The organism is Methylobacter tundripaludum (assembly GCF_002934365.1).
GTDB lineage: Bacteria > Pseudomonadota > Gammaproteobacteria > Methylococcales > Methylomonadaceae > Methylobacter_A > Methylobacter_A tundripaludum_A.
This window is the reverse complement of the sequence record NZ_PTIY01000011.1, coordinates 56,875-83,828: the sequence shown is the minus strand read 5'-3', so window position 1 is coordinate 83,828 and position 26,954 is coordinate 56,875. Positions and strand designations below refer to the sequence as shown.

Sequence of the window (26,954 nt, the reverse complement as noted above, 5' to 3'; positions counted from 1 at the left end):
ACGCCTGCCGGGCAAGGTTGAGCTATAGATACCCTCCGCCCCGTTCGCCACTCATCGGTTCCCGATGCTTTGCAAGTCACTTACAAAAATTACCTTTGCTGGGAGGCTTCGCACAGTTCTTGTCTGTAATTTTCAAGCCGGTTTTCCAGGGCGCGCTGTTCGGATAACAGCTTGCGAGAGCCTGTCCTGCGGTTGCATAGGGTACGGCGGTGAACCCTGCGGGCAGAGTAAAGCTGAAACCAATGCAGCCGCCTCGCGGGCAATCGTTCAGATAGACGCCGTCCGCGCTTTGACCGGTCGTCCTGCTACTCCAATAATTACAGACGCTCTTGATAGACTCCTTCAAATCAGGCTCAGGGAATGTGTCCGACACCGTGCATTTCTGCGGATTATTTCCCGGTTCGATCTGGCAGAGATTCGACGGGAAACAGGCATCCTCGGGAGCGGCGCTGGTTGGAAAGGCATAATCTGAAGCCACGGTGCCGTTATCCAGCGTCACGGTCAGAATGCCCGATGTGCCGTCATAGCTGCTGGACCCGTAGCTACTGCTTACAGGAGCCGGAGTAACCTGCAATCCGTTATTCTGGACATGAGGATCTACACGCACCCATTGCCCGCTGCCCGGCACATAATTAGGCCCGACATAGACCTGGTAGGTCGTTTTGCTGTTGCCGGCGGCATAAAGATGGTGAATCAAATAGCTTGCGCCAGCCGTGAAGTTTGCATTCACGAAGGGGGCCGGAACGCTGCCGTTCAGGGCTGCCGCATTGGTATCGATATAGTAAGTCCCCTGATTCATGGTGAGTCCCGGCGCCGCTCCAATGCCCGCGCCCATAAAGAGCGTGCTGCGCCGGCAACAGGGGGTAACGCCGACGCCGCAGACTTGAGCGTTGGTGCTGCAACTGTCGCCGGAGCTGCCGGTTTCAAGCTGCCGGTACACCGGCACTGCGGGGTGGCTTTGACTCCACGTTGTGTCGGTGTTCGTGGCGGAACCGCCCGCCGTCACCGGCGCCTGCAATTTGGTAATGACGGTCGTAACAAAATCCTGGGGGATGGTTTCCGTGCCGAAGGAGTTGCATTGCGCTACTTTAAAAGGCGCGTCATAAAAAGCATTGTTGCTAAGCCCCGATGTCCGCGCGCCGCCGGTTGATGGCGCCATACCGTTGAGGCTGCCGTCCAGATCGTTCAATATCGTTGTCGAATCGATCGGTGTAGCCCCCATATTATTAACGGTGTTGGATATTGGCGTGCCCCATAACTGGCCTTGGATATAGTAAGCATATTGATCCAAAACATTGTGGCGCTCAGTTGTAGAATCAAAGCCGGATTTGCGGAACGCAAAAGCCGGAGGATAGTAAAAACCGTTGGGCTGCTTCCAGCCTATCGCCGCATTGATGACGCTGTATTGACTCAAGGCCGGATTCTGGATGCTGGACGCCGTTAGAGGATAAGCGGGCTGGTTGGTCGCATCGTAAATAGATGTACCGGTCGCATAAGGCGGCGTTGAACCGGGCTGTGTCTTGACGCCGGAATTGGACGTATTCACTTGCGTGAAGATATTGCCCTCGGAAAAAAACGGCCCGTCATAAATGGTGATCATCCGTTTGGAGTTAAAACCGCCCATGTACAAACCGGTACCGTCTTTCTGGAAATAGCAAAACGGCATCGGTTGAGTTCCATTGTTTTGTGAGCATATCGCATTGCTCATGTCGGGGCCGTTTTGGCCCGCGTATTGATCTGTAGGCGCAATACTGCCGACAAAAAGACTGTCTTTCGCTATGGCCAGCTGGCGATTAAGAACCTGATCCCAGCTGCCGCCGCTGACAAATCCCAGGCCGCCGAATAACTGGTCGGTTATCGCGCTATTGCTGAACACATAACTCCAGGGGCGCAGCCATACCGAGCCGAAATTGGTCTGAGCCCAGTTGAAAGAGGTGGTAAACCGGTCTATTACCGTCGCCACGCAATACTGGCCGTTTGTACTGGCTTGACCGGGGCCATAACCCGAAGCGCAGGTAGGGTTCGTATCGGGACTCATCGCATATTTGATGCCGTAAAAATTGCTGGCGACAACCGGAAGCATTGACGTTGCAATCGTGTATGGATTGGAGGCTACGTTAACCGGAACAGGAGAACTCGCGGTTGGAGGGGTAGCGGGCGGATTCAGTGCAGGGGTAAATGCAAAATTGCTTGCGTCCGGTTGCAGGGAGGCGCGCTCCGTCATCAACGCATAAGCTGCGGTGGCGCAGCCATTGCCGCGGAATCGCTTAAACGGCGCCTGTCTCGCCCCAGCTTGGTTAAAATTTGCGTAGTCCAGCTCCGAATAGGTCTGGTACGTGGGTGCCGCCGCATTATTACGAGCCCATGTCATCGTTGCGCTCGGCCCGCTGACCGAGGAGCTGAGCGGCCAGTAACACGCCCCGAAACCATGCACCCCGACCGACTGGTTGCCGACAAATTCATTATAGGCATTCATGATCCAGAACATGGTCGGATAAACGGCGTCGCTACCCTGAACGGTTTGATCGTTCATCGTATTTAAAATCGGAGGAATGAAGCGGTACTCCGGGCTTGTGCTTTCCTGGCTGGTAAAATAATCGGTCAATGCGGCGCGCGCGGAGACGCCCAGGTTCTGGCAAAAAAGATTGTTGATTTCGGAACCGTCCTCAATGTAAAAACCATGCCCCATCGACAGATAGCCCACATTGCGCGACACCTCGACATTATGCGTGGCGTGAACCACGACAAAGCGGGTGTTCGATTCCCAGATCGAGCTGTCTTTAACGAAGGCATTGGTGTAGGAGGCGTCTTTTACCATGTGAAAATGCACCGGATAGCGCCCCATCCGTCCGCCCTGCCCCATCTGGTGAAATTCCACGCCCTGTACCTGGAACTTCGCAAAGCCCTGGCGCACCATCATCTGAGCGCCGAAATAACAGTCGGGGTTATTTGCCGCGGCGGCGCAATTTGCCGACGCGGGAAAAGGATCCGTAGCCGTTGCGCCGAGAGATTGAATCGTGATGCTGCGCGTTAACAATCCAATAGCGGCGCGGTTTTCCACCTGCCCATTCGGATTGCCGGTGCTTGTTAACAACGCGGAAGGCACCGTATAAGCCGCGCCATTATGCGGGTATTGCAGGGCTGTATTAAGCGTGGCGATTGTTTTGGTCGTATCAACGGCGCTGACGGACGCAAGCTCGGAATGACTGGCAGACCAGTCGGTAGTCCCGACGATCAATTGGTCGCCCGGCGTCCAGTCGACGGCGCGATCCAGGGTCAGGGTAGTGCCCGCACTTGAAGCGCCGGCGCGCGCCCAGCTGTTTCCGGTTAATGCCGCCCATTGCGTAATGTCGTTTTGATTGGCTGCCGCCGGGACGGGGCAGGTAGCGGTTCGAATGCTGGGGTCGGTTCTGAATTGAGCCGCTACGCCCTTGCTTCCGAACAGCTCCAGGCTTCCGCCGTAGCTGACCGCAAAAACTTTATAGCCGAAAATGGAATTATCCCCGTCTTGACCGGCGGCGTAACCTTCAAAATAGCTGTTATCCTGGGAATGATCTGTTGCCAATATCGCCTGACAGGGATCCGCCGGGTTAAATGTGCCGGAATTGAGACAACCTTTGCCCACGCGCGAACTGTCGTAACAAGTATCACCTTGGCAGCCGATCGGCGAATAATCCGGGTTCGGGTTTGTCGCAATATTACCGGGACCTGCTCCGTATAGCCCAATGATCAATTTGCCGCCCGCTGTACCAAACGGCACGTCATACGACCCTGCTTTGATTGAGCCGCCTTGCTCTACTAAAATCGATTTGGCATTAAAGTTTATGGTGCCGCCGTCATCATTAAATATAAGCTTGCCGCCGTTGACCACATGCAGATATTGGTAAGTATAAGTACCCGAACCGACGGTTTGGCAATCGCTAATGTAGTAGTCATCGCTGGAAGATGAACTAGGCAGCGCGGAACATGTTTCAGTCGTTGCGATCGCCTCGTTGGCGCTTGCCGGCGTGGTCAAATAAGCAACCGATAAGAAAACTATAAATACTAAAGCATAACGTTTCATACACACACCATGTTCTTGATAGTTATTTCGCCGGACGCATGATCACGGACGAAGAAGGGCAATAGTCCCGGACCCCGGAGCTGCATGCCGTGGGCCGCATTTTCTTGTCGAAACAAAGGCGGACCTCTTGCAGATATTCGCCTTTGCAGGCGACGGCCATCTGCAAGCCCGGATTCGAGTCTTTGAACTGTTTGCGGATTTTTGCGGTCGAAGTGTTGACCTGACGGCTCGGATCGGTGAAAGCATCCGGGATTTTGATGGCCTGGAAAGTATTTTTGATCAGCTTGAAGTAATCGCCGACCTGTTCTCCGCTGCATGTGCCGTGCTTTTCCCATTCGTGCCGGATCAGCTTTTCGCTGGGCATGATCGGCAGCATTTCCTGCACGACCGCTTTGGGAACGGCAGGCGCCGTGGAGCAGGAATCGGGGTAACCTTTATTGTATTGCGGCCATAATCCATGCACGACGAATCCGTAATGTTTCCCGCCGTCGCACTGAGTCTTATCGCCCGGCGCTTCCGCGCAATGCTCGGGCGACCAGGAAAGGGTCAGCAGGTAATAGTCGAACTTCCCCGGCTGGCCGTCCGCATGAGCGGAAAGACTCAAGACCAGCATCAATGCGATGGCCGCGTTGCCGATTATTTTGATATAAGACATCGTATTATCCTTTTGTTTAAATTCCGGTTTCTGCATTGCCCCAGGCGATTGAGGCTTGCCCGTCCGGCCTTAGCCGCCAGTTTGCGTTCCGACCGTTACCGGCTTGTTGCCGGTGCCCCGCAGGTTAACCAGTTTCTGCAACAGATCGAACCAAAACGGCGCGCCGAACAGCGTCGCCGATGCGGTGACCAGCCAGCCCGCAACTTGAGTCCCGCTGATTGAGGCCGCGCCGTCCGGCCAGCCGATAGGCAAGGCCATTAACGTATCCCATGAAATGGCCGTCGGGTGGTCTGCCGCGCTGATCCCGGCCGCAATGGCGGGGTGCAGCCAAAGCGTCGAGAACAGATGAAAAGTATCGATGTTGAACAGGGCCGCAATGGCCAAGGCGATCATGAAGCAATAAAGCTGGGATTTGCGCTTATAGTTGCCCGACAAGCGGTTCATTCCGGCATCGAACCAGGCCGCCAGCTCGGTATAGACGCCCTCAATTCCCGAGGCTCGTGCGTAGATGCCTTGCAACAGCTGTTTCAACTGGGGGTCGGGGATTGCGTCGATGTCCTTGCCCAGCTGTGCGACATCACCGGTTTTGGTCTGTATGCAGTCTATAAGGGCGACAGCAAAATGCTTGGGATCGATATAAGAGGGTTTATTGTCAAGGTCTTGCGCGCTCTTGGCATTTCCCTGGCCTAAATGGCTGACAAAACTATGGTTGTAGACATTAAGCGCAAGCCCGTCAAAATTCGGATCATTGAGCATCGATTTGACGCCTTCCAACAGCGTGTTGGAACGCAGATTAAACAATGATGCAATGGCTTCGTTAATCGAGCTGACAATAAGCGCGACGGACGCGTAACAGAAGACTAGCCCGATTGCGACTTCCAGGGTGGTGCTGTTAAACATGGATATCCCCTTCTTTGTATTTGCCCGGAACGCGGCCGGGGTTCTTTGTGTGTGCGTGTTTTATGATCCGGCGGCAAATTAAAGCGGCTACCGGTTCGGTTGCTTGCGGATTAAATACCTCAATATCGTTAAGTTAAGGCTTCAGGCCATTGGAGTGCAGGCTTCGCCTGCTAACGCAAGCAGAGCTTGCACTCCGGCAAACGCTCTTTCTTATATGAAATAAATAATCGCTTAACTTAAGGAAGCGCTGATTTAGTCCTTCGACAAGCTCAGGACGAACGGTAACGTATTGATTCCATTCGTGGTGAGCTTGTCGAACCATAAACGGAATCAATTTGTTCAGCGCTTCCTTAACGGAATATCGTTCCCTGGGATTTAATCCATATTGAAGAACGCAAAACGCCGCCTAAACGGCAAGGCGGCATTGTGGAGTAAAAAGTCACCGGCGTATGTCAGCAAAAGCTGATCTTTTTGTAATCCTCGGCAGATTGTATATACGCTCGACTCTGCGGCCTGTGCTAAGCGGTGGAGAGTCAAACTAACTTGCCGGCATAATTCCGTTCGCCAAACAACGCGGTGCCGATTCTGACGATCGTCGAGCCTTCGGCTATCGCGGCTTGTAAATCCCCGGTCATGCCGAACGAAAAGGTATCCAATTCGGGCCGCCCCAGCTTTGCAACAGCCTGATACAGCGTTTTATAAGGCCGGCGTTGCCGCTCAAAATCGTCTTGCGGGGCCGGAATCGCCATTACGCCGCGCAGCTTCAGCTTGGGCAGTTTTACGACCTGTTCGCACAGCTCCGGCAATTCGTCCAGAGTAATGCCGGATTTGCTTTGCTCATCGCTGATATTGACTTGCAGGCAAATATTCAGCGGCGGCAAATGGGCCGGGCGCTGATCGCTAAGCCTCCGGGCTATCTTCAAGCTGTCCACGCTGTGCACCCAGTCGAAATGCGTCGCCAACGCCTTGGTTTTATTCGATTGTATCGGGCCGATAAAGTGCCAGGTAATATCGTAGGCCCCCAATGCCTGCTGTTTGCCTAATGCTTCCTGCAAATAATTTTCGCCGAAATGGCGTTGCCCGGATTGATAGGCGGCGGCAAGATCTTCGGCCGGCTTGGTCTTGCTGACGGCCAATAACAGCACCGAGCCGGGCTGGCGATTAAAGGCGAGCTCCGCATTACTGATTTGGGAGCGTATTTGTTTGAGTCTTTGAGTTATGGTCATTGCTTGTCCGCGTTCAGTTAGCTATCAATCTATCAATTATTAGGGAACCTCGAAAAACCTCGCATTTCGACAAGCTCAATACGAACGGCTCTAGGAAAACCAAGCTGTTCCGTTCGTGCTGAGCTTGTCGAAGCATGAACGGAACAGGTTTTTCGAGGCTCCCATTAGACAATGGTTTTCACGAAAAACTAACACAACGGCAACATTCAAAAAACAAAAAGATGAACTATGGTATAAAAACGATTTTATTTTTGTCTTCACGAGGATGTTATGGATATTGCCGAATTACTGGCTTTCTCAGCCAAAAACAAAGCGTCGGATTTACATTTGTCGGCGGGGCTCCCGCCTATGATCAGGGTTGACGGCGATATTCGGCGCATCAATATTCCCGCATTGGATCATAAGGAAGTGCATGCGCTGATTTATGACATTATGAATGACAAGCAACGCAAAGATTATGAGGAATTCCTGGAGACCGATTTTTCGTTTGAATTGCCCGGCGTCGCCCGGTTTCGTGTGAATGCGTTTAATCAGGAGCGCGGCGCGGCGGCCGTTTTCAGGACCATTCCATCGACAGTATTGAGCCTTGAAGACCTGAAAGCGCCCCGATTTTTTGAAGAACTCTGCCAAAAACCGCGCGGCCTAGTTCTGGTGACCGGCCCTACCGGCTCCGGCAAATCGACTACGCTGGCGGCGATGATCAATCATATCAACTGCAATGATTACGCGCACATCCTGACCGTCGAAGATCCCATCGAGTTTGTTCACGAAAGCCAGAAATCGTTGATCAACCAACGCGAAGTCCACCGCGATACCCACGGCTTTAACGAAGCGTTGCGCTCGGCGTTGCGGGAAGATCCCGACATTATCCTGGTCGGCGAAATGCGCGACCTGGAAACCATCCGGCTGGCGATGACGGCGGCCGAAACCGGCCACCTTGTGTTCGGCACACTGCATACGACCTCCGCCGCGAAAACCATCGACCGTATTATCGACGTATTTCCCGCCGCGGAAAAAGACATGATCCGGGCCATGCTTTCCGAATCGTTGCAGGCGGTCATATCCCAAACCTTGCTGAAGAGAACCGGCGGCGGCCGTGTCGCCGCGCATGAAATCATGGTCGGCACACCGGCTATCAGGAACCTGATCCGTGAAGCCAAAGTTGCGCAAATGTATTCTGCGATTCAAACCGGACGCAAGGACGGCATGCAGACGCTGGATCAGAACCTGAAAGAGCTGGTGGACAGAGGCGTGATTACCGCAAAAATAGCAATGGAAAAAGCGGTTAACAAGGATATGTTCCGCTGATTTACGCGCCTTGCGGGAAACCAACGAATCACCTCAAACATAATCAAAGGAACAACGTGATAGCCATTTTTTTAGCCAGTGTTTTATTGGGTACAGTCGCAGGATTAACGGCGGGGCTTTTCGGGATAGGCGGCGGTTTGATTATTGTGCCGGTTTTAGCAATGTTGTTTGCGGCGCAAGGATTCCCCACCGAACTGGTCATGATCATGTCGGTCGCAACCTCGCTGGCGACCATTATTCTTACTTCGATCTCTTCGGTGCTGGCGCACCATCGTTTGGATTCCGTATTGTGGAATAAAGTGCGTATCCTGGGACCGGGAATCATGATCGGCTCGGCTGTCGGAGCCGTGGTCGCGGATCACGTCAGCGGCGGCGTATTGCGGTTCATATTCATCATCTATTTGATAGGCGTTGGCGTGCAAATGGCTTTGCAGTTAAAGCCCAAACCGGGCCAACAGCAACCGTCCAAGGAGCTGGATTTGGCTGCGGCAGGCATCATGGGGCTGCTGTCGTCGCTGCTGGGAATAGGCGGGGGTACGCTGATAGTGCCTTATTTAGTGCATTTTCAAACGCCGATGCGCAATGCGGTCGCCATAGCCAGCGCCTGCGGCTTGCCGATAGCCGTGGTCGGAACGGTGGGCTACGCCCTGCTGGGCAAGGATGCGTCCCAGCTGCCTGACTGGAGTTTGGGCTATATCTATGTCCCCTCTTTTCTCGGCATCGTGCTGACCAGCATGTACACCGCGCCGATCGGCGCAAAGCTGGCCCATAAACTGCCCGCGGAACAATTAAAACGCTATTTCTCGCTGCTGCTGTTTGTGATGGCGGCTAAGTTGATATGGTTTTGAGGGTAATTTACTTCAGTTTTATCCCGTCAAATTTGCGATACCACGCAGTGTCGTAGGCTGAGTAGAGCAACGCGAAACCCAGATTTATGCCCGTCGAGGCTGGGATTCATTGCATTCAACCCAATCTACCGAACTATGGTTGGCTGTTTACCGCTACATAGCCGACTGTTACCGCGATAAAAAGAAATTGTACATCGTCCGACACGGAAAGATACACAGTTAGTGTCACGATAAAATACCGGAGCTTATTGCCCAGAGTACGGCAATCAGGGATGATATACAGAAACCATATAATTACTTGTTAGGCTATTGCGAGGTAACTTCATGACACGCTCAGAGCGAGCAATGCAGATTTGGCAAATTTTGATAAGCAAAGCAGACAATCAAAGCACTATAACCTATGGGGAGTTAGCGGATTACCTCGGTTTTGCTGGGGCTGGTGTATTCGCTCCGCTTCTCGATTGCATCATGCGTTACTGTGATAAAAATGGGCTTCCACCACTTACAAGCTTGGTTGTAAATAAAACCACAGGGGTGCCCGGTGATGGATTAACTACTATCAAGAACCTGCCTCTTGATCAGCAGGCTGTTTTTGAGCACAAATGGTTTGCAATGTATCCTGTTCAAATTACCGATTTTAAAGAATTTTCATAACATTGCACTCAATAGAATTGCGTAAACAATGACATACGGCAAATCAAAGTACGGGGTAGTTGCTGTCGAAGCGGCTTGCTTTGCAAGCGAAGGCGTTGATCCAATTGCTGCATGGAAAGCATCTGCCGCGAGGATGTTCCCCGATAGTCCTTCCTGCGAACATAAGGGGTGCCCAAAATCCACCTTTCTTGGGCTGGCAGAGTCCGGTGAAATTGCTGGCGTCAAATCAGGAAAATACACGAAGTCAATGGACAATAGAACATATGCCGAAACAGCATTAAAGCTACTTCGCGAGAACGAATCATGGGCACAAAGCCCGCGGGAACTGTGGCTGCGCGTTATAGAAGGCTCTAACAAAAAGCACAATAGCCAGATGGATGTTGTTATTGCACTATGGCGTGCAAAAAAATTCGTTGGTCAAAACTTGTAATATAGCGATGTGTTAAATATTTGTAGTTTATTACCGTCCCATGTGGGCTTGGTGGGTATTGCCTGGCCTAACAAGTCAGTCAAAGGGACGCGCCACCCGTTGGCAGTTTTGAAGTTCGGTTTTTTATCAAGGTTTGGCGGCTTCGTTTAAGCTCAGTGAGCGGCGCGCCCCTTACCGTAACGTTAGCCATTCAGGAGGCTCCATGCTTACCGAACACAAAGCGAAGGAATTTGCCGAGCACTGGATACAGGCATGGAATAACCATGACATTGAATCCATTGTTTCTCACTATGCAGGTGACGTTGAATACTTCAGTCCATTCCTTACACGGCTAGCCAACAATCCCCACGGAACACTCCGCGGAAAATGGGCGTTAAAAGAGTATTTGGCAAAAGGGCTGGCAGCGTATCCCGATCTTAATTTTGTGCTAAAAAACGTATTATTCGGGGTGCGTAGCATTGTTATTCAGTATCAGAGCGTAAATAATCTAAACGCATCCGAGGTATTTGAGTTCGATGAAAACGGACTTGTGAGTCGCGTCCAGTGTCATTATGACAAGTGGTAAATGATTAACCCTTCGCGGCGCACGCTGCAATCCGTAGCGTGTGCGTGAGATCGAACTCGGTTGCACCTATTTTCTTGTCACTAGAGTAGAAAAAACTAAAGCAATAAAGGAACCTTGATGAAAACAGAATATCCAGATTTTATCTATGCAGCCGACGCGCCTTTGCGTACAAAGCCCTCCGTTTATCCTCCGATGTTGGCTGATCGAGTAAAAGGACGCGAGAAACGTCTACTAGGGGATGTTTTCGGATTAACCAATTATGGAGTCAACCTGACGCGCCTACCTCCAGGCGCAGCGTCGTCTTTGCGCCACGCGCACGCTAAGCAGAATGAAATCGTATACATCTTGGAGGGACGCCCAACCCTGCACTCCAACAATGGCAAGACACAGTTGTCGCCTGGCATGTGCGCAGGATTCAAGGCCGGAACGGGCAATGCACACTCCCTCATCAACGAAACAAAAGAAGATGTTCTCTATTTGGAAATTGGCGATAGAACAGACGGCGATGAGGTCAGTTATCCTGATGACGATTTATGCGCGAAATTCGTAAATGGAGCATGGGCATTTTTTCGCGAAGACGGAACATCTTATTGATCTTGTGTATATGAAACGAATGACATGGCTAACAAAACGCTCAAGCCGATCCGCTCCAGCGGCCGGCTTAGCTCTACGTTAAATACCTAGAGGAAGTTATGTCAGAGATTGCCAATACACCTGAACCTCCATACTACGCGGTGATCTTCAGCAGCTATCGCACAGAGGGCGACAATGGTTACTCTGAAATGGCTGAACGAATGGTGGAATTAGCGTCAGAGCAACCAGGTTTTCTGGGCATTGAGTCTGCTAGAGAGAACGTAGGTATTACTGTGTCGTACTGGGTAAGCCTTGAAGCAATCACCAACTGGAAGAAAAATACTGAGCATCAAGAGGCTCAGAGACTTGGCCATCAGCAATGGTATTCCAGTTTTCGGGTTAGGGTGGCTAAGGTTGAGCGTGAGTACAGCATTTAACCAGTCGGTCAACCGGACCGCTTTTACGCTGACGCTTCAAAGCGTCCGCTTAGGTATATCAATGAAAAAGGAGAAATCGCAATGAAAGCTAGCTTTCTGCCTCTATTGGCTGTAGTTGTTTTAATGATCAGCGGGTGTGCTGGCACTACGCCGATCAAAAATTTGGCCTTGCCGCCGGTAAGCACAATCGAGGGAAATATCACGCAACTTGGTGAAAGTGGATTTACCCTGGTGGATAATTCCGGTTCAATCCAGGTCAGAGCCAAGCTCTTAGACAACAAAGAACTCGATCTTTCCATTGGTGAGAAAGTCAAAGTGTATGGAAATTTGCAGGGCGGGCAGGAAAAAATATTCGATGGGTATGTAATTAAAAAGTCCTCTGGGGAGCAGATCATTGTAAGCAATCCGACTCCTCACTTCGGCTTCATTATTCAGAGTTCTTTTGAGTAATGCCGAACAACGCCATCAACTCATTGGTCCGAAATAGGAGGACATCATGCGTACAGCAATAGCCATTGTCTTATGCGTCCCCCTCGGACTTCTTTCCGGGTGCGCCATTAGCGAACGCTACTATGGCAACGTCTACGAAGGTTTAAAGACAAGGGAATCGATTGTTCGCCCTTCGGTAGAGCAAAAATCGGCTGACAAATTCATCTCGTATCAGGAGTACGAAGCTGAACGAAAAAAACTGCTGGAAAGCAACGACAAAAAATGAATGCACAGCACACATATCAAGCCTGACATGGCGGTCGAGAGGGACGCGCCAAAAGCGGCGCGCCCCTCAACTTTACGTTAAATGACCGTTATCGAACTTTCACCTGCCGTTGATGTAGAATTATTGATTGACCGGTTTTGGCCCAGGCTGTGTCAAAACGTAAAATCACCCATGTCGGTGGAAATAATCAACCTACTTTTGCTTGAATTACACTCCAAAGTGGGAGTAGTCATTAATAGTTAATCCTGTTTTTACAAGTAAATGGAGTAATTTCTATCTCTGAAGGTTTTTTGTGTGTTTTGACACAGCCTGGGCCGAACCCTGTCATTATCAGTTGCGCGTGTAATCCAGTTTATATCGATATAAACTGTCCTGATGTAACAAAAAATTCATGGAGTGTAAAAATGAAAGCGTCAAAGTTAATCCTAATCGCTACAATGCTGATGCCAATCTCAGCTAACGCCGGTTTCAATGCTTTTATAAATGGCCAGAAGCTTCACGACAAGTCAACCGCCTATAAAAGCGGTGATATAGACAATGCGGAGCTCTATGATGCCGGGGCTTATGTTTATTATGTAATGGGTGTTGTTGACGCAACTATTGGGTCGGGTTTATTTTGCCCACAAAATATCACTTCGGATCAAGCTGCAAATGTTGTGTCTAAATACCTAAATGAGCATCCAGAATTATGGAGTTCAAGTGCCGAGTCACTTGTTAAAGCTGCACTCATGAAAGAATGGCCTTGCCCGAAGTAATCGTGGATGTACAAGTCCTTTATTTATGGGCATAAATTCTAAGAAGATGTGCGCTGGTTCCCAAGCTCCAGCTTGGGAACTCAGTCTCGGAAGCTCCAGCTTCCCGAGCAACTCACCATGACCGAATCACCTCAATCAACCCTTTGACCGGCATAATTGCGCGCACTGGAATATCGCCAATGTTCCGGCTGATCTACTTAGCCTCGCTTTACGGGATTATGATGAATGTAATCCAGCTTCTGCCGCATAACCGCCTCAGATTCGATGATTTGCGGATGATTGCCTTCTTCCCAAACCTGATAAGTGGTTTCCTGCTTATGAGCGCGTTTAAAAAATGCCAGCAACTCCAACAGCTTGACCGAGCGGCGTTGTTCCAGATGCGCGATGATTTGCTTCGCCGTGTAGGATTTAAAACGCTGCATGTCATGACTCAAATTCTCCGAAGCGGCGATAATATGTAGATGATTTTCAAGGATGACGTAACCGTAGAGTCGAAACCCTGCATCCCGCTGTAAAAAACGCCAGGAATCCAGAATGATGTTTACGGTTTCAGGGCGGGTAAATAACGGCTGCCAGTGGTTTACCGCTGCAGTCAGGAAGTGTGGGCACGGGTCGCATTGGACGCGGTAGCGGCTTCTGGGCATGGTTGTGCTCCTGTATGGTGAAAGTAGACGGGAAGCTGGAGCTTCCGACACTGGGTTCCCAAGCTGGAGCTTGGGAACCAGCGAACCAGCGGATTTTTCTGTTGTAACGGCTTTATTCTGCCAACAGTGCGGCAATAGCTGACTTGGCATTACACTGTGCTATTGCTTCCGCCAGCTGTAATTCATTCAATTTATGTTTGATCGCTTCAGTGCCGTTGAAGTCAAACGCTTGATAATCCTTTTTGGCAAAGGTAACGATTTGGCATTTCTTAAAGGGTTGGTTTTCAAACGGCATTTCTGCAAAATTCAGATTTAATGGTGCAGTCCCTTCCGAACTGGGAGCATAAATCAAAAATTCGCCTTTCATCGCGAGTACGGCACGATATTGATTTACAGTGGTCAAATATAAATAGCCGACTTCAACCTCTTTTTCTTTTAATCTCATCTTGCTTAATTCCTTGATTTAATAATGCCTGTGTAAATTTTACCATTTAGACATATGCAAACCATAGCCATGCTGCCTTTAAAACATTCCCCTGTCCCGTTTGCCCGAAATTTACTTTATTTTTACCTCGTCAAATTTGCGATAATGCGCAGTCATTTTATTTACAAGGGTTCCGTTGCACATGTGGTTTAAAAATCTGAGCATTTTCCGTCTTACTGAAGATTTCACGTTGACTCCGGCAGAGCTGGAAGAAAAACTTGCACAAATGGCGTTCCGCCCCTGCGGCAGCCATGAAGAATTTACTTTCGGCTGGACCTCGCCGCTGGGTAAATCGTCCGAACAGCTGGTGCACAGCGCGAACGGCTTTTTGATGGTCTGCGGAAAAAAGGAAGAACGAGTCCTGCCTGCGTCCGTCGTCAATGAAATGATGCAGGAAAAGATTCTTGAAACCGAGGAACAGCAAGGCCGTAAATTATCCAAAAAAGAACGCACGGCTATTAAGGACGAGCTTATCTTTGAGTTGCTGCCCAGAGCTTTCACGTTCTCGAACAAGACTTACGCCTATATCGATCCCAAGGGCGGCTGGCTGATCGTCGATGCGGCGTCCGCCAAAAAAGCCGAGGATTTGCTCAGCAGTTTGCGCAAATGCCTGGGTTCGCTGCCAGCCGTTCCGCTGAATACCGTCGAAAAACCGGTCAAAGTCATGACCGAGTGGCTGGTCAACAATCAGCCCCCGGACGACATCACCATCGAAGACGAGTGCGAATTGCGCGCACCGGAAGAGGAAGGCGGCATCATCCGTTGCAAACGCCATGACCTGAGCCTGCCGGAAATCAAAAACCACCTGGATACCGGCAAGGAAGTCATCAAACTGGCGGTCAATTGGGCCGACCGCATTGCTTTCATTATCGACGAGAATCTGGCCGTTAAGCGCCTGAAGTTTCTTGATTTGATCCAGGATCAGGTGGCCGATATTGATACCGCTTCCGAAGCCGAGCAGTTCGATGTCGATTTCTCGATTATGTCGCTGGAACTGGCTAATTTCCTGCCGCGTTTGCTGGAGTTATTCGGCGGCGAGAATAAGGCATAATCGTAATTCATCATTAATTACGATTAAAACTATCACCACGAAGGACACGAAGTTTTATTTCTTCGTGTCCTTCGTGGTGAATAAGAGGCTTTTCACGTTTCAGGCTAAATAACGCACATATACCCAGGTTTTATGGGGCTTGCAGGGAATCTTTGATCCGCTTACACTGCGGTTTCAGGCTTTAACAATCCGCGAACTCTGAAGGAGATTCCCATGTTAGAAAAACACCAACAAGCCCCGCTGTTCAGCTCAAAAAATCAATTCGATGAAACGGTTAATTTGTCCGATTACGCCGGGAAAAAGAATGTCGTTTTGTATTTTTACCCCAAAGACGACACGCCGGGCTGCACCATAGAAGCCAACCAGTTCACCCAGCTTGCCGGGGAATTTGCGAAGGCGGATACCGTGGTTATCGGTGTGAGCAAGGATTCCTGCGCCAGCCATGTGGATTTCATTAAAAAATTCGATCTGAAAGTGGATTTGCTGGCCGACGTCGATGGCGAACTTTGCGAAAGCTACGGCGTATGGCGGGAACGGGAAAAGAACGGCGTTAAAAGCATGGCCATTCTCCGCTCCACGTTCATCATCGACAAACAAGGCGCATTGGTTGATGTGGAGTATGGCGTCACGCCCGACGGCCATGCCCGGGACGTATTGGAAAAAGTAAAAACCCTGCAATGAGCCGATCGCAGTTGGATTTTCGTCCGCACTTTGGAAGAGAGCTTAATGTCAAAATTTAATTTCACCCTGCATCATGCCAGTCTGGTTGTTTCCGATACGGCGGCATCGCTGAAGTTTTACTGCGATGTTCTCGACATGCAGCAAACCGACAGGCCCGATCTGGGCTTTCCCGGCGCGTGGCTGCAACTGGGCGCGCAACAGATTCATTTACTGGAGCTGGAAAATCCCGACCCGACAACCGGACGCCCCGATCACGGCGGACGCGATCGGCATGTCGCCTTAAGCGTGCCGGACCTGGAGCCGGTTCGGGAGGCGCTGGACCAAAACGGCATTGCCTACACCCTGAGCAAATCAGGGCGAAAAGCGCTGTTTTGCCGCGACCCGGACGGCAATGCGCTGGAGCTTCTTCAGCGGGTATAAGGCTTAGCCCTGTTTTGAACAAGGCGCTTGATCCTAAAAATGCAGCCGGGTATTTCAACATCCCGTTAGCCCTGAGCTCAGCCGAAGAGAGCGGGTACACGCATCGTCAATCCCTGGAAAACCAAATATCGCCGTAAAAGGCGGTAACTTGCTTGCCGCTGTTGTCGGTATCGGTCATCAGCGCCACCGCATCGATAATGCGCAGGTCCTCGCCGAACAGTGTTTGCAGGTCGGCCCTGACATTGCGCTTTTCGCTGTACCAGCGGTTCAACGCCGCTTCCGGGCCGCGCAAAGCCAGCATCATCGCATGGTCGCCGGCAAACGCGTTGGGCCAGATACTGTCTTTTCCGCTGCCGCCCGCCCAGACGTAATTAATCGCTTTGGTCTGCCAAAACGCCAGGCCGCCCTTAATCACCACATAAATGCGGGCGGCATAATCGTCTCCGGCCTTGCTTTGCTCGTTCAAGCCGCTCAAACGGTTGGCAACGCGCCAGGACCAATTCAGAAACGGCGTTTGCTCCAGATCGATGCGCTGCTCCTTGAACAAGCCGGAACCCGCTGCGCGGCTGTCGGCCTTAAGCACCACGACACCATCCAGGTTTTGCAATTGATAGCGGGTTTCGCCTTTAAAACTTTGCCGCTCCCAACCGTCGAGCCGGTTGCGGCTGAATTCGCCCAGCATCGGCTTAGACTCGGCAGCCGTCTCCGGTATAGCTAAAACCGCCAATAACATGATGATTAACCTTCTCATGCCAATTCTCCGCTCACTCGTTTGCCCTGTGTTTCAGCCATATAGGCAGCGGCGACAACACCGTACCGCCCGGCAGGCTTAACGCGGTGGACAGGCTGTAACCGATAGCGCAAGCGATCAACATCAACAAATAGTACCGGTCGGTAAAGTCCATCAAAGCCTGCCGATGCTCGCGAATATTGTCCAGGCTTAACATTTGCGAACCGTCGAACAGAAAGAAGGCGGCTATCGCGATCGGCAACAGCCGGATCAGAAGCTTTTTGTACATATTCCCCCCATGTTGCATAAACGTTTATGCGTTGATTGTGACTGGTTTTGTCGGCGGTTGACAGCCGGAAATCGACGCTTATCCGGCCGTTGAGCGGCAACGATCCCAGCAGCTTGTAACCGCCATACCGCGGCTCGGCGCAGCCTTTCCCAGACGGTGTCTCCTTGGGCCAAGGTACTGAGGCGTCTGATGTTCGCCATGTTTATTCCTCATATAGACCGGATGCGATTTACAGCTATCCTGATAAATTTATCCCGCTCGCCTTACAGCGGATGGACTTCGGTTTGAAACGGCAGGGAGCGTTTTAACAACAAACGCCGTAAAGCCGCCCTGTCTATCGGTCGGAGCCGCCCTGAATTCCTTACAAGCGTAAGATACTATGGAGCGCCTAGAATGCACTCAATTCGCGGCGCAGCGCGCCTTTAACTGCATTCCCACGCAGCGCGTGGGAACGAGAAAAAATACCGGAGCTTTCACCGGGAATAGCCCGTAAGGCGCTATTGGGATACTGCGCGTTGCCAGAGGGGCCAAGGATGGCCCTTCGCCCCCCGGCGAAAACGAGGAACGCAACCCTTACACCGCATTCTCGGTTCAGGCGGCGCGGGGAAACGCATGGCAGGGAGGTTTTATCTAATTGTCTCTGCACGGTGAAATGCGCCGGGAGACGCGCCCAAACAGCGCTTGAAGGCTTTGCTGAATGCAGGCACGGATTCGTAGCCGCAGCGCTCGGCGACGCGCTCCACCGTCATCCCGGTTTCTTTTAACCAATGCGCCGCAATTTGCATGCGCCAAAGAGTCAGATATTCAATCGGTGATGCGCCAAGGTACAAGGCAAATTTTTCCGACAGCAGGGTTTTTGATATACCGGCGTGGGAGCAGAGTTCGGCGATTGTCCAGGGCTGCCAGGGCTGCTGATGAATCAAGCCCAACACGGTTGCCAGCCGCCTGTCCTGCATCGCCGCAAACACGCCTTGCCCTACCAAACCTTCCTCTATGCAGTAGCGGATCACCAGCACGAACAGGCTGTCGCATAACCGTTCCACGACCGAGTCGCTGCCGAAGCGCCGGCCGGAAGCCTCGCCGATAACCAGCTCGATCAGCTTGGCCAGTATGTCGCCTGCCTGGTTCTTTTTGATCACAATCTCGGCGGGCAGCGCCTGCCACAACAATGAACGGGGCGTAGCCAGCTCGATTTCCCCGCAAACAAATCCCGACTCGCCGCCCTCCCAGCCGGTCAAACGGGTGTCGGCCGCATCGCAAGGCAAATGCTCGGCGCTGTAGGACAAAAAGTGCTTCGGCGCATGCGGCAGAAACAAAATCAAATCGCCGTTTTCCAACGCCAGCGGCGTTTCCCGGCTCGGCGAATGCACCCAGCCTTGCCCCTTGCTGACTAAATGAAACCAAACCGACGTATCGGAATTGTGATCCATCAACCAGCGCCCGCAAACGCCGCCCGAATAAACCAGTTTGGCGCGCAAGTTCAGCGCGTTGACCAGCGCCGTTAAAGCATCCACATCAATCTCCCGGACAATCGGACAACAATCCCGGAGTCCCGAGCATGGGTTCGGCAAGCCGAATTGCTTAACCTATCCCCGTCGAAATTTTTCAGTGCGTAGACCGTGAAATGAACGTTTAGCCCAAACCCTTGCATAACAAAACCCATCCAGATTAATCGAAAAACAGGAGATATAGTATGTCCCAATTTAACATTTATTCCATCCCGAAAGCGCCTCTTGCCGCCCAGTCGTTGCTCGAAGGCGCTCAGCAAAATTACGGCTTTGTGCCGAATTTACTGGGCGGCCTCGCCGAATCGCCCACGGTTTTACAAGCCTATCTAAATCTGGGCGCCATCCTCGACAAGACCTCGCTGACGCCGGTGGAGCGGCAAGTGGTGCTGCTTTCGGCTAGCATCGAAAACCACTGCGCTTACTGCGTAGCGGCGCATTCAATCATTGCCAAGCACATGGTGAAGGCCGATGCCGCTATGGTGAATGCACTGCGTGAACAGCAGCCGTTGCCGGACAAGAAGCTGGACGCCTTGGCGACGTTCACCCGTGCCGTTGTCAAGCAGCGGGGCATGGTAGTCGGCAAGGCGTTGGACAGCTTTATCGCCGCAGGCTATAGCCGCGCTCAGGTATTGGAAGTGGTGCTGGGCGTGACCATGAAGACCCTCAGCAACTACGCCAATCATATTATGCACACGCCGCTGGACGCCCAATTCCAGGCTGAAGCATGGGAGGAACCGGCCCAGTGCGGCAAACAATGCGCGTAATCATCCTACGCTCAATAACCACGGCCGTTCAACTCAATCGAAGGAACCCTATATGAATGCAAAACAGACCGCAATCGTCCTGCTGGAATTACAGAACGACTTTCTCAGCGAGGGCGGCAAGCTGTATCCGCTCTTGAAACCCGTGCTCGAAAAACACCAAGTCATCGCCAATCTTAACCGGCTGATCAACGGTGCGCGCGAACAAGGCATGCTGATCGTGCATACGCCGATCCAATTTTCCCCCGATTACCGGGAGATGGGCCATGCGCCTTACGGCATCATGGCAACGGTGAAAGATGCGGGCGCTTTGGTCAAGAAGACTTGGGGCAGCGAAATCGCACCGGTCATCGACCGCCGGGACAGCGATATTGTTATCGACGGAAAATCCAGCATCGATGCGTTCGCCGGAACCAACCTCGACTTCGTATTGCGCGCCCACGGCATCACCACCATAGCGCTTGCGGGCCAGCTGACCAATATCTGCATCGAATCCACAATGCGTTCCGCTTACGACAAAGGCTACCGGGTGTTCGGCATCACCGACGCCAGCGCGACCATCGGTCTCGAGCAGTACCGCATTTCCGTCGAGAACAACTGGCCGATGTTTTCCTTGCCGGTGACGCAGCGGGAATTTCTTGAGCAGGCCGCAGGATCATGCTGCGTTACCAGTCCCGGCTCATCCTGCGGCCAGTAAAAATACGCGTTTAACAACACAACCACAATCATTTTGACAGGAGAAACACCATGCCACTCGTACAAATCAAAGGTATCGGCGGATATTTATCGCTACAACAAAAACAGGAAATCATCAGCAAGGTCACCGATGCGATCGTCTCGGTAGAGGGCGAAGGCTTAAGACCGGTCACCTGGGTGATCATCGAGGATGTCGCTTCGGGCCAATGGGGCGTCGGCGGACAAGCCGTCACCACCGATGCCATTCGCGCGATGAGTCAGGCGTCAGGGTAATTGACTCGTAATAACTTGAGCGTTTGTAGGTGCGGATTTATCCGCGCCTACAAACGCCACAGAAGAAGCGTTCTCTTGACAATAAAGGCGGACTCAATTAAGTTGGCTAGCATTAGCCAATTTAGCCCCGGTGTCCTCGATGCAAGTCAACATACTCGAAGCCAAAAACAACTTGTCCAGCCTCATCGTTGCCGCCGAGAGAGATGAGGAAGTCGTGATCGCCCGTAACGGCGTCCCCGTCGCCAAACTTGTTAAATATACGGCCAACAAAGTCGCTCCCCCCGGTGCCTGGAAAGGCCGGGCCGCTTATGCGGCGGACTGGAATTCCGCCGCAACCAACGCCGAAGTAGAACAATTATTCACCGATAGCAACAATGCGCCTGCTGCTTGATACCTGCATTGTTTACGACTGGCTGATGGGCGAAATCAAGGACCGCCCGATCATCGAGCGGATTCAGGCTGAAGGCGCATTGGTCAGTTCTGTTACGGTCTGGGAAATGGCGATCAAAAACGGCTTGGGTAAAATGCCCTTGCCCTCGGAACACATCGCCGAAGATATTGAAGCGCAAGGTTTTCAATGGCTGAATATCACGCCTTACCATGCCCAAACCGTTCTCGAACTGGATGATCGTCATAAAGACCCGTTCGATCGATTGTTGATTGCCCAAGCCAAGTACGAGAAGCTATGTATTGTGACTTACGATGCGGTGTTTCGGGATTATCTTGATGATGTGCTGGTTATTAAAAAGTAAAACGTGGCGGCTACCGCAATCACCGCACAAGACTAAATACAACGGATAATAAAACCGCTTGAAACAATCCGAGCGAGAATCAGATTAGCTCTTCCCGGCTATGGCGGTTTGCTGTCGCGAAACCGCCTTACAGCTTTACGAACCTGTCACCGTGGCGCAGGGGCAACCCCTATCGACACCGCGCGAGTTAATAGCGCTGGCTTATTCCCCGCTTTTTTGTTAATTTCCAAAAGACAAGACTCACTGGGCTTTGCGAAAACGCCCCATCCGATAGACGTGATCAAGATTTGTATATGCGCCTGAACCTTTGAGAGTGATATTCTCGGAAACCTTGGTGTCTTTCTACTGCACCACCACGTATAAACATATTAAATAAATGGGCTTAAAAATGAGCTATGCAGAATTAATCGAAAAATTACAGCAACTTCCCGAAGCCAAACAAGCCGAGGTTTTCGATTTTGTTGAATTTTTGGCTGCCCGCAATCAGGCTGAACATGGACAAGAAAAAACCCTTGCGCAATCGTCCCTGGCTTCTTTGATAACGCACCCGCAGCTTGTCGCCGACTTTACCCCTTTAAGCCGTGAGGAAGCTAATGCCCGCTAAAGTCTTTGTCGATACCAATATCTGGCTGTATTCGCTGATTCGGAGAGCGGAAGAACACGATGACAGGCATCGGCAGGCTGCCGGCTTTCTCCTGAACTTGGCTCGTCCCGTCATTAATTCTCAAGTTATCCGCGAAATTTGCAGCAACCTGATTAAAAAAGTGAACATGCCGGAAGAGCAAATGCGCGTCTTGATCCAAGGCTGGTATCAAGACTGCGAAGTCATTACCTCGAATGCATCCCAACATTTGCTGGCATCCCGTCTGAGAAAATCCTATTCGCTCAGTTACTGGGACAGCCTGATTGTCGCCGCAGCTATCGATGCCGGCTGTGCAACTTTGTTCAGTGAAGATATGCAACACGGGCAAACGATTGAAGGTTGTTTGACCATCGTCAACCCGTTCCGTTCGGCTGCGAATCCGTCATTTTGAATTACGTCCAGTCCGTCTAAATCAAACCGTCATGCAGAACGTCAGCCTGGCTGACGTTAGCTTTTACTATGTATTTTTGGATTTACCATGTCAGAACTTGCCCTGCGGCTTATCGCCGAAAATAAAAAGACCCGCGCCACTTTTCTTGATTTGGGTAATTGCGGCTTAACCGAGGTGCCGGATGAAATTGGAGAGTTGGTTTGGTTGGAAGGTTTGTCGTTTGCTGGTGAATGGAGAGATGGCAAACAAAAATATGAAAGCCAAAACACCGCATCTAAAAATAACATCGCCTGGCTCAGTGGTGGTTTTAGGGGGCTTAAGCAATTAAAAAGACTTTTTTTAAATGGCGTCATTTTCGGAAGACACGACTTGATTGACCTGAGCCCGCTAGCGAGCCTGAACACTTTGCAATTGCTTGATATTAACACTACAGAAGTTGCTAGTTTAAGCCCACTGGCTAATCTGACGGGATTACACCGGCTTGATATCGGAGGTACCCAAGTTACGGACCTAAGTCCATTAGTGAGATTGAGCGGTTTGCGACAACTGATTATTAGCCTTACAGAAGTTACTGATTTAAGACCTCTGGCTACTCTAGGCAATTTACAACAACTTGATATTCTCGGCACCCCCGTCACAGACCTAAGCCCACTAGCAATTCTGGGCAGATTGAAATACCTTGAAGTTAGTAACACACGAGTTGTTAACCTAAGCCCCTTAAAACGCCTAAGTAGTTTGCAACAGTTTTATGCTCTCTACACACAAATCGCAGACTTAAGTCCATTGGCGAACCTGAGAGGTTTGAAGCAGCTTAATGTCAGCGGCACACAAATCATGGACCTCAGCCCGCTGGCAAACCTGGGCGGTTTAAAGGGGCTTGATGTCAGCTACACAAAAGTCACGGACCTCAGACCGCTAGCAAACCTGGAAGGTTTACAGCAGCTTAATGTCCTCGGCACACAAGTCACGGATATCAAAATATTACTGCGTCTGATTGAGAAAGGTCTTGAGGTAAAGTGGAGTTCAGATTATTGGAATGGCAACGGGATTTATGTCAAAGGCTGCCCGCTGATCAACCCACCGGTAGCGATAGCCCAACAAGGCAATGCCGCTATTCTGAACTATTTCCGTGAAAAACAAGCCCAAGGCACAGACCATATTTATGAAGCCAAGTTGCTGTTGGTCGGCGAAGGCGGCGCAGGCAAGACCAGTTTGTTGCGGCGCTTGTATCAACCCGCATTACCCTTGCCCGAAGAGAACGAAACCACCAAGGGCATTGCGATACACCGGCATGAATTTGAGGTGCGCGACGCCCGTTATCCGAACGGGCGCATGTTCCGGCTGAATGTTTGGGATTTTGGCGGACAGGAAATTTACCATGCGACCCACCAATTTTTTTTAACCCAGCGTTCTTTGTATGTATTGCTGGACGACACTCGAAAGGATCATAAAACCTTGCTGGACGAGGGCTTTAAATATTGGCTGGAAGCCGTGGATTTGCTCAGTAGCCATAGCCCGGTGCTGATTTTTCAAAACGAAAAAGGCGGGCGCAGTAAATCTATCGATCTGGCCGGTATTAAAGGCGGCTTCGATAACGTCAAGGACTGTTATCGGGGCAATCTTGAGCAACAAGACGTGGCGGAGCCTTTACGCACAGCCATAGAATTTTTTGCCCAAAACTTGCCGCATATCGGCGAAGAGCTGCCCGCACGCTGGCTGGACATACGCGCCGACATCGAGCAATTAGCCGAGTTGCAAGCCACCATCACCCAGAACGAATATTTTGATCTTTACCGAAAACATCTGCCGTTCGACCGTGACAAGGCGCTGCATTTAAGCCGCTATTTACATGACTTGGGTGTGTTTTTGCATTTTCAGGACGACAAGTTATTGGCACGCACAGTGATTTTGCAAAACCAGTGGGCAACGACGGCAGTTTTCAAGATGCTCGATGATGAAACTGTTAAAGCGCAGTTAGGCCGTTTTACTGCCGGTGATTGCGCCAGACTGTGGCAGGATTCGGACTATAGGGATATGCACCCGGAGCTGCTGGCTTTGATGCAAAAATTTGAATTATGTTATGCCTTGCCCGACACCCGACCTGAAACTTGGCTGGCTCCGCAATTGTTGCCGCCGTCCAAACCCGAGGTGCTAAACGACTGGGCCAAGCCCGGCGACTTGGTATTGCGATTTTGCTACGAGTTTTTGCCCAAAGGCATGGTCAGTCGGCTGATGGTGCGCCAGCACTATTTTGTGCAGCAGCCGGAATTAGCGTGGATGTCGGGGGCATTATTCGAGCGTGACGAAACCCAAGTGCTGGTGGAAATTCCGCCCAAAGGCGGCGAAATCGTGTTACGCGCCAGAGGTGTTGAACGTAAGGAATTATTGAGTGTGCTTGCGGCAGATTTGGATAAGTTAAACAACACTTTTAACGGCTTGGCGGAAAAAGTGACCAAGTTGATTCCTTGTCATTGTAAAAGTTGCCGTCTACAAACAGAGCCGGAGTTTTTCGGGCAAAAACAACTATTGAAACGTAAAAAAGACGGCAAATTAACTATCGAATGCCCTGCCAGTTATGAGGATGTACGGGTATTGGAGCTGTTGGATGGCATCCAAGTCCACAAGATGCCGGACTGGGGCCAAGCAAAAATTTTACCGAGCATTTTTATTTCGTATTCCAAACACGACAATGATCATAAAGACACGTTAATCAAACATCTTGCCGGATTACGAAACAACATGATCACTTGGAACGATAGGGATTTGCTCGCAGGTGAAGAATGGGACACGCGCATCAAACAAGAGCTACACCAAGCCGATATAGTGCTGTATTTGGTATCTCACCATAGTATGGCAACCGATTATATTCAAAATGTGGAGCTGCCGTTGATTGAGGAGCTTTGTAAAAACGACGAATGCAAACTTGTCCCAATCATTGTCGATTTTTGCCTTTGGGAAAAATTGGACTTTGCTAAATACAATGCATTGCCGAATAAAGGCGAACCGGTAACCAACACCCAACATTGGGTTAATGAAAACCAAGCATGGTTGGAAGTGGTAAAGGGAATTGAGCGATTATTGAATTAATTAATCATGGTTTGCCTCACTGCCATTAAATTAAGCATTGTAGGAGCGGGCCATGCCGCGATGAAAGCACTGCAATCGTCGCCCAAATGTCGCGGGCGCGGCCCGCTCCTACGCTGTCATTGTCTTATTAACTTAATGGCAGTGATGCTTCGCCTGTCTATACAAGCCATAATACCGGCATCAATTCCCCAGCCATATCCCCCCAGCTTTTTCAACGCCCGTTCCAACCTATCATTCCACGGCACCGCGCAACTAAGCCGGATAAAGTTGCCGTATTACTTTTGGGTGGCCGAAAACAGCGGCCCCGGAGCGATGTGATGTGAGTTTTATTTTTAAACCATGAAGAACATGAAAGGCATGAAGGATTGAAGTCTTCATGTCCTTCATGCGCTTCATGGTCATTGCTTAAATCTGTACCGAACAAGATTTTTTAGGCCTATTGACAGAGACTGGCTACTGGATGCCCTATCCTTCCTAAACCGATCAATTCAGCGACAACTCCGCCCGCAAACGCTCTGCCATCATATCGACGAACGAACGGATTTTGGCCGACGAGTGGCGGCCTTCGCGGTGCAGGATGTGGATCGGCACCGGCGGGCTTTCAAACTCGCTGAGCACGATTTTCAGTTTGCCTGTCTGTAGCGGCTCGGCAATTTGGTAGGACAGCAAGCGGGTGATGCCTAGTCCGGCCAGCGCCGCGCCGGCCGCCGAGTCGTTGTCGCTGACGCTCAATATCGGTTGTAACTTGACCGTCTGCGGCAGGCCGTCGCGCACAAAGCGCATCTCGTTGACGGGATTTAAGCCCCGCGCCAGGATAATGTCGTGCGCCGGTAAATCTTCCGGCGTTTGCGGGATGCCGCGTGCCGCCAAATAGTCGGGCGACGCGCACACCACTCGCCGCACCGCGCCGACCCGTAGCGCCCGGTACGACGAATCCGGCAAATCGCCGATGCGGATCGCCATGTCCACGCCTTCCTCCAGCATGTTGACAACCCGGTCGACGAACAATGCGTTGACTTCCACCGCCGGGTAACGGCGCAAATACTCGACGATGCCGGGCATCACGTACATGCGGCCGAACAAAACCGAGGCTGTGACGGTGAGTTGGCCGCGCGGTTCGGCGTTGATGCCCAGCACTGCGTTGTCGGCTTCATCGGCCAAGGCGATGATGTGTTTGGCGTCCTCGTAGTATTTCTGGCCGGCCTCGGTCATCCGCACGTAGCGGGTGGTGCGGTTCAGCAATTTGACGCCCAAGCGCTCTTCCAACGCCGCCACCGCACGCGTCACAGCCGGTGGCGACATGTGTAGCTTGCGGGCGCCGCCGGCAAAGCCTTCCGCATCGACCACCGCGACATACACGCTCATTAAATGCAGACGACTCATTGATAGCTCCAGTTATCGGAATAGTAAGTTGA

The 26,954-nt window shown here is 51.3% G+C and carries 31 protein-coding genes; 21 read left to right on the top strand and 10 right to left on the bottom strand.

The genetic code is table 11. The features are described from left to right. Positions 1-76: 76 nt before the first annotated feature. The 4 genes from B0F88_RS13870 to B0F88_RS13855 all read right to left on the bottom strand — a co-directional run bounded on the left by B0F88_RS13870 (position 77) and on the right by B0F88_RS13855 (position 6,844). Positions 77-4,063 carry a G8 domain-containing protein gene (locus tag B0F88_RS13870; protein WP_104424524.1) on the bottom strand — a complete coding sequence of 1,329 codons (3,987 nt, stop codon included), beginning with the start codon at positions 4,061-4,063 and terminating at the stop codon, positions 77-79. 22 nt (positions 4,064-4,085) lie between these two features. After that, positions 4,086-4,718 carry a ribonuclease T2 family protein gene (locus B0F88_RS13865; protein WP_104424597.1) on the bottom strand — a complete coding sequence of 211 codons (633 nt, stop codon included), beginning with the start codon at positions 4,716-4,718 and terminating at the stop codon, positions 4,086-4,088. A 69-nt stretch (positions 4,719-4,787) separates the two neighbouring features. After that, positions 4,788-5,618 (bottom strand): hypothetical protein, encoded by an 831-nt coding sequence (locus B0F88_RS13860; protein ID WP_104424523.1) that lies wholly within the window; start codon positions 5,616-5,618, stop codon positions 4,788-4,790. A 533-nt stretch (positions 5,619-6,151) separates the two neighbouring features. After that, positions 6,152-6,844 carry a YggS family pyridoxal phosphate-dependent enzyme gene (locus tag B0F88_RS13855; RefSeq protein WP_104424522.1) on the bottom strand — a complete coding sequence of 231 codons (693 nt, stop codon included), beginning with the start codon at positions 6,842-6,844 and terminating at the stop codon, positions 6,152-6,154. A 270-nt stretch (positions 6,845-7,114) separates the two neighbouring features. Here B0F88_RS13855 and B0F88_RS13850 point away from each other — a divergent pair, with 270 nt between their 5' ends. The 10 genes from B0F88_RS13850 (at position 7,115) to B0F88_RS13805 (ending at position 13,129) form a co-directional block, all read left to right on the top strand. Then, a complete protein-coding gene (locus B0F88_RS13850; protein ID WP_104424521.1) occupies positions 7,115-8,152 on the top strand; it encodes a type IV pilus twitching motility protein PilT in 1,038 nt (345 codons plus the stop codon). Positions 8,153-8,208: 56 nt separating this feature from the next. Beyond that, positions 8,209-9,000 (top strand): sulfite exporter TauE/SafE family protein, encoded by a 792-nt coding sequence (locus B0F88_RS13845; protein WP_104424520.1) that lies wholly within the window; start codon positions 8,209-8,211, stop codon positions 8,998-9,000. Between the two features lie 345 nt (positions 9,001-9,345). Next, positions 9,346-9,654: a hypothetical protein gene (locus B0F88_RS13840; protein WP_219820859.1), complete on the top strand. Its 309-nt coding sequence runs from the start codon at positions 9,346-9,348 to the stop codon at positions 9,652-9,654. Between the two features lie 28 nt (positions 9,655-9,682). Continuing rightward, positions 9,683-10,084 (top strand): DUF6979 family protein, encoded by a 402-nt coding sequence (locus B0F88_RS13835; protein ID WP_104424518.1) that lies wholly within the window; start codon positions 9,683-9,685, stop codon positions 10,082-10,084. Between the two features lie 202 nt (positions 10,085-10,286). Further along, on the top strand, positions 10,287-10,649 hold the full coding sequence (locus tag B0F88_RS13830; protein WP_104424517.1) for a nuclear transport factor 2 family protein: 363 nt from the start codon (positions 10,287-10,289) through the stop codon (positions 10,647-10,649). 117 nt (positions 10,650-10,766) lie between these two features. Next, positions 10,767-11,243, top strand: coding sequence for a cupin domain-containing protein (locus tag B0F88_RS13825; protein WP_181049909.1), 477 nt, complete (start codon positions 10,767-10,769; stop codon positions 11,241-11,243). A gap of 98 nt (positions 11,244-11,341) precedes the next feature. After that, positions 11,342-11,659, top strand: a complete 318-nt coding sequence (locus B0F88_RS13820) for an antibiotic biosynthesis monooxygenase family protein (RefSeq protein ID WP_104424515.1) — start codon at positions 11,342-11,344, stop codon at positions 11,657-11,659. Positions 11,660-11,740: 81 nt separating this feature from the next. Further along, complete coding sequence (locus tag B0F88_RS13815) at positions 11,741-12,109, top strand: hypothetical protein (protein ID WP_104424514.1); 369 nt, start codon at positions 11,741-11,743, stop codon at positions 12,107-12,109. 46 nt (positions 12,110-12,155) lie between these two features. Beyond that, positions 12,156-12,374, top strand: a complete 219-nt coding sequence (locus tag B0F88_RS13810) for a hypothetical protein (protein WP_104424513.1) — start codon at positions 12,156-12,158, stop codon at positions 12,372-12,374. Positions 12,375-12,778: 404 nt separating this feature from the next. Further along, the gene (locus tag B0F88_RS13805; protein WP_104424512.1) at positions 12,779-13,129 is read left to right on the top strand and encodes a Rap1a/Tai family immunity protein; all 351 of its coding nucleotides are present in this window, start codon (positions 12,779-12,781) and stop codon (positions 13,127-13,129) included. A gap of 197 nt (positions 13,130-13,326) precedes the next feature. On the opposite strand, the gene B0F88_RS13800 is transcribed toward B0F88_RS13805, so the two are convergent. Both B0F88_RS13800 and B0F88_RS13795 read right to left on the bottom strand, forming a co-directional pair. Continuing rightward, positions 13,327-13,773, bottom strand: coding sequence for an REP-associated tyrosine transposase (locus B0F88_RS13800; RefSeq protein WP_445641281.1), 447 nt, complete (start codon positions 13,771-13,773; stop codon positions 13,327-13,329). A 112-nt stretch (positions 13,774-13,885) separates the two neighbouring features. After that, the gene (locus B0F88_RS13795; RefSeq protein WP_104424511.1) at positions 13,886-14,218 is read right to left on the bottom strand and encodes a hypothetical protein; all 333 of its coding nucleotides are present in this window, start codon (positions 14,216-14,218) and stop codon (positions 13,886-13,888) included. Positions 14,219-14,399: 181 nt separating this feature from the next. On the opposite strand from B0F88_RS13795, the gene rdgC reads away from it, so the two are divergent. The 3 genes from rdgC to B0F88_RS13780 all read left to right on the top strand — a co-directional run bounded on the left by rdgC (position 14,400) and on the right by B0F88_RS13780 (position 16,409). Further along, the gene (gene rdgC / locus B0F88_RS13790; protein ID WP_104424510.1) at positions 14,400-15,308 is read left to right on the top strand and encodes a recombination-associated protein RdgC; all 909 of its coding nucleotides are present in this window, start codon (positions 14,400-14,402) and stop codon (positions 15,306-15,308) included. A 213-nt stretch (positions 15,309-15,521) separates the two neighbouring features. Continuing rightward, complete coding sequence (locus B0F88_RS13785) at positions 15,522-15,989, top strand: peroxiredoxin (protein ID WP_104424509.1); 468 nt, start codon at positions 15,522-15,524, stop codon at positions 15,987-15,989. 45 nt (positions 15,990-16,034) lie between these two features. Further along, complete coding sequence (locus B0F88_RS13780; RefSeq protein ID WP_104424508.1) at positions 16,035-16,409, top strand: VOC family protein; 375 nt, start codon at positions 16,035-16,037, stop codon at positions 16,407-16,409. Positions 16,410-16,515: 106 nt separating this feature from the next. Here the strand turns inward: B0F88_RS13780 and B0F88_RS13775 are convergent, their stop codons facing one another. From B0F88_RS13775 to B0F88_RS13765, 3 genes are all read right to left on the bottom strand, one after another. After that, the gene (locus B0F88_RS13775; protein WP_104424507.1) at positions 16,516-17,160 is read right to left on the bottom strand and encodes a DUF3047 domain-containing protein; all 645 of its coding nucleotides are present in this window, start codon (positions 17,158-17,160) and stop codon (positions 16,516-16,518) included. A gap of 13 nt (positions 17,161-17,173) precedes the next feature. Then, on the bottom strand, positions 17,174-17,428 hold the full coding sequence (locus B0F88_RS13770) for a hypothetical protein (RefSeq protein WP_104424506.1): 255 nt from the start codon (positions 17,426-17,428) through the stop codon (positions 17,174-17,176). 626 nt (positions 17,429-18,054) lie between these two features. Then, the gene (locus B0F88_RS13765; protein WP_104424505.1) at positions 18,055-18,942 is read right to left on the bottom strand and encodes a helix-turn-helix transcriptional regulator; all 888 of its coding nucleotides are present in this window, start codon (positions 18,940-18,942) and stop codon (positions 18,055-18,057) included. Between the two features lie 179 nt (positions 18,943-19,121). Between B0F88_RS13765 and B0F88_RS13760 the strand changes: the two genes are divergently transcribed. From B0F88_RS13760 to B0F88_RS13725, 8 genes are all read left to right on the top strand, one after another. Further along, the gene (locus B0F88_RS13760) at positions 19,122-19,700 is read left to right on the top strand and encodes a carboxymuconolactone decarboxylase family protein (protein WP_104424504.1); all 579 of its coding nucleotides are present in this window, start codon (positions 19,122-19,124) and stop codon (positions 19,698-19,700) included. A gap of 52 nt (positions 19,701-19,752) precedes the next feature. Then, positions 19,753-20,394 carry an isochorismatase family cysteine hydrolase gene (locus B0F88_RS13755; RefSeq protein ID WP_104424503.1) on the top strand — a complete coding sequence of 214 codons (642 nt, stop codon included), beginning with the start codon at positions 19,753-19,755 and terminating at the stop codon, positions 20,392-20,394. A gap of 50 nt (positions 20,395-20,444) precedes the next feature. Next, positions 20,445-20,666, top strand: a complete 222-nt coding sequence (locus tag B0F88_RS13750; protein WP_104424502.1) for a tautomerase family protein — start codon at positions 20,445-20,447, stop codon at positions 20,664-20,666. Between the two features lie 139 nt (positions 20,667-20,805). Further along, positions 20,806-21,057, top strand: coding sequence for a type II toxin-antitoxin system Phd/YefM family antitoxin (locus tag B0F88_RS13745; protein WP_104424501.1), 252 nt, complete (start codon positions 20,806-20,808; stop codon positions 21,055-21,057). Next, positions 21,041-21,418 carry a type II toxin-antitoxin system VapC family toxin gene (locus B0F88_RS13740; RefSeq protein WP_104424500.1) on the top strand — a complete coding sequence of 126 codons (378 nt, stop codon included), beginning with the start codon at positions 21,041-21,043 and terminating at the stop codon, positions 21,416-21,418. Before B0F88_RS13745 ends, B0F88_RS13740 begins: the two co-directional genes overlap by 17 nt. 388 nt (positions 21,419-21,806) lie before the next feature. Then, positions 21,807-22,022, top strand: a complete 216-nt coding sequence (locus B0F88_RS13735) for a DUF2281 domain-containing protein (protein ID WP_104424596.1) — start codon at positions 21,807-21,809, stop codon at positions 22,020-22,022. After that, complete coding sequence (locus B0F88_RS13730; RefSeq protein WP_104424499.1) at positions 22,012-22,452, top strand: PIN domain-containing protein; 441 nt, start codon at positions 22,012-22,014, stop codon at positions 22,450-22,452. The genes B0F88_RS13735 and B0F88_RS13730 overlap by 11 nt, the downstream gene beginning before the upstream one ends. 87 nt (positions 22,453-22,539) lie before the next feature. Further along, positions 22,540-25,539, top strand: a complete 3,000-nt coding sequence (locus B0F88_RS13725; RefSeq protein WP_104424498.1) for a COR domain-containing protein — start codon at positions 22,540-22,542, stop codon at positions 25,537-25,539. A gap of 483 nt (positions 25,540-26,022) precedes the next feature. Here the strand turns inward: B0F88_RS13725 and B0F88_RS13720 are convergent, their stop codons facing one another. After that, positions 26,023-26,922, bottom strand: coding sequence for a LysR substrate-binding domain-containing protein (locus B0F88_RS13720; RefSeq protein WP_104424497.1), 900 nt, complete (start codon positions 26,920-26,922; stop codon positions 26,023-26,025). Between the last annotated feature and the right edge of the window lie 32 nt (positions 26,923-26,954).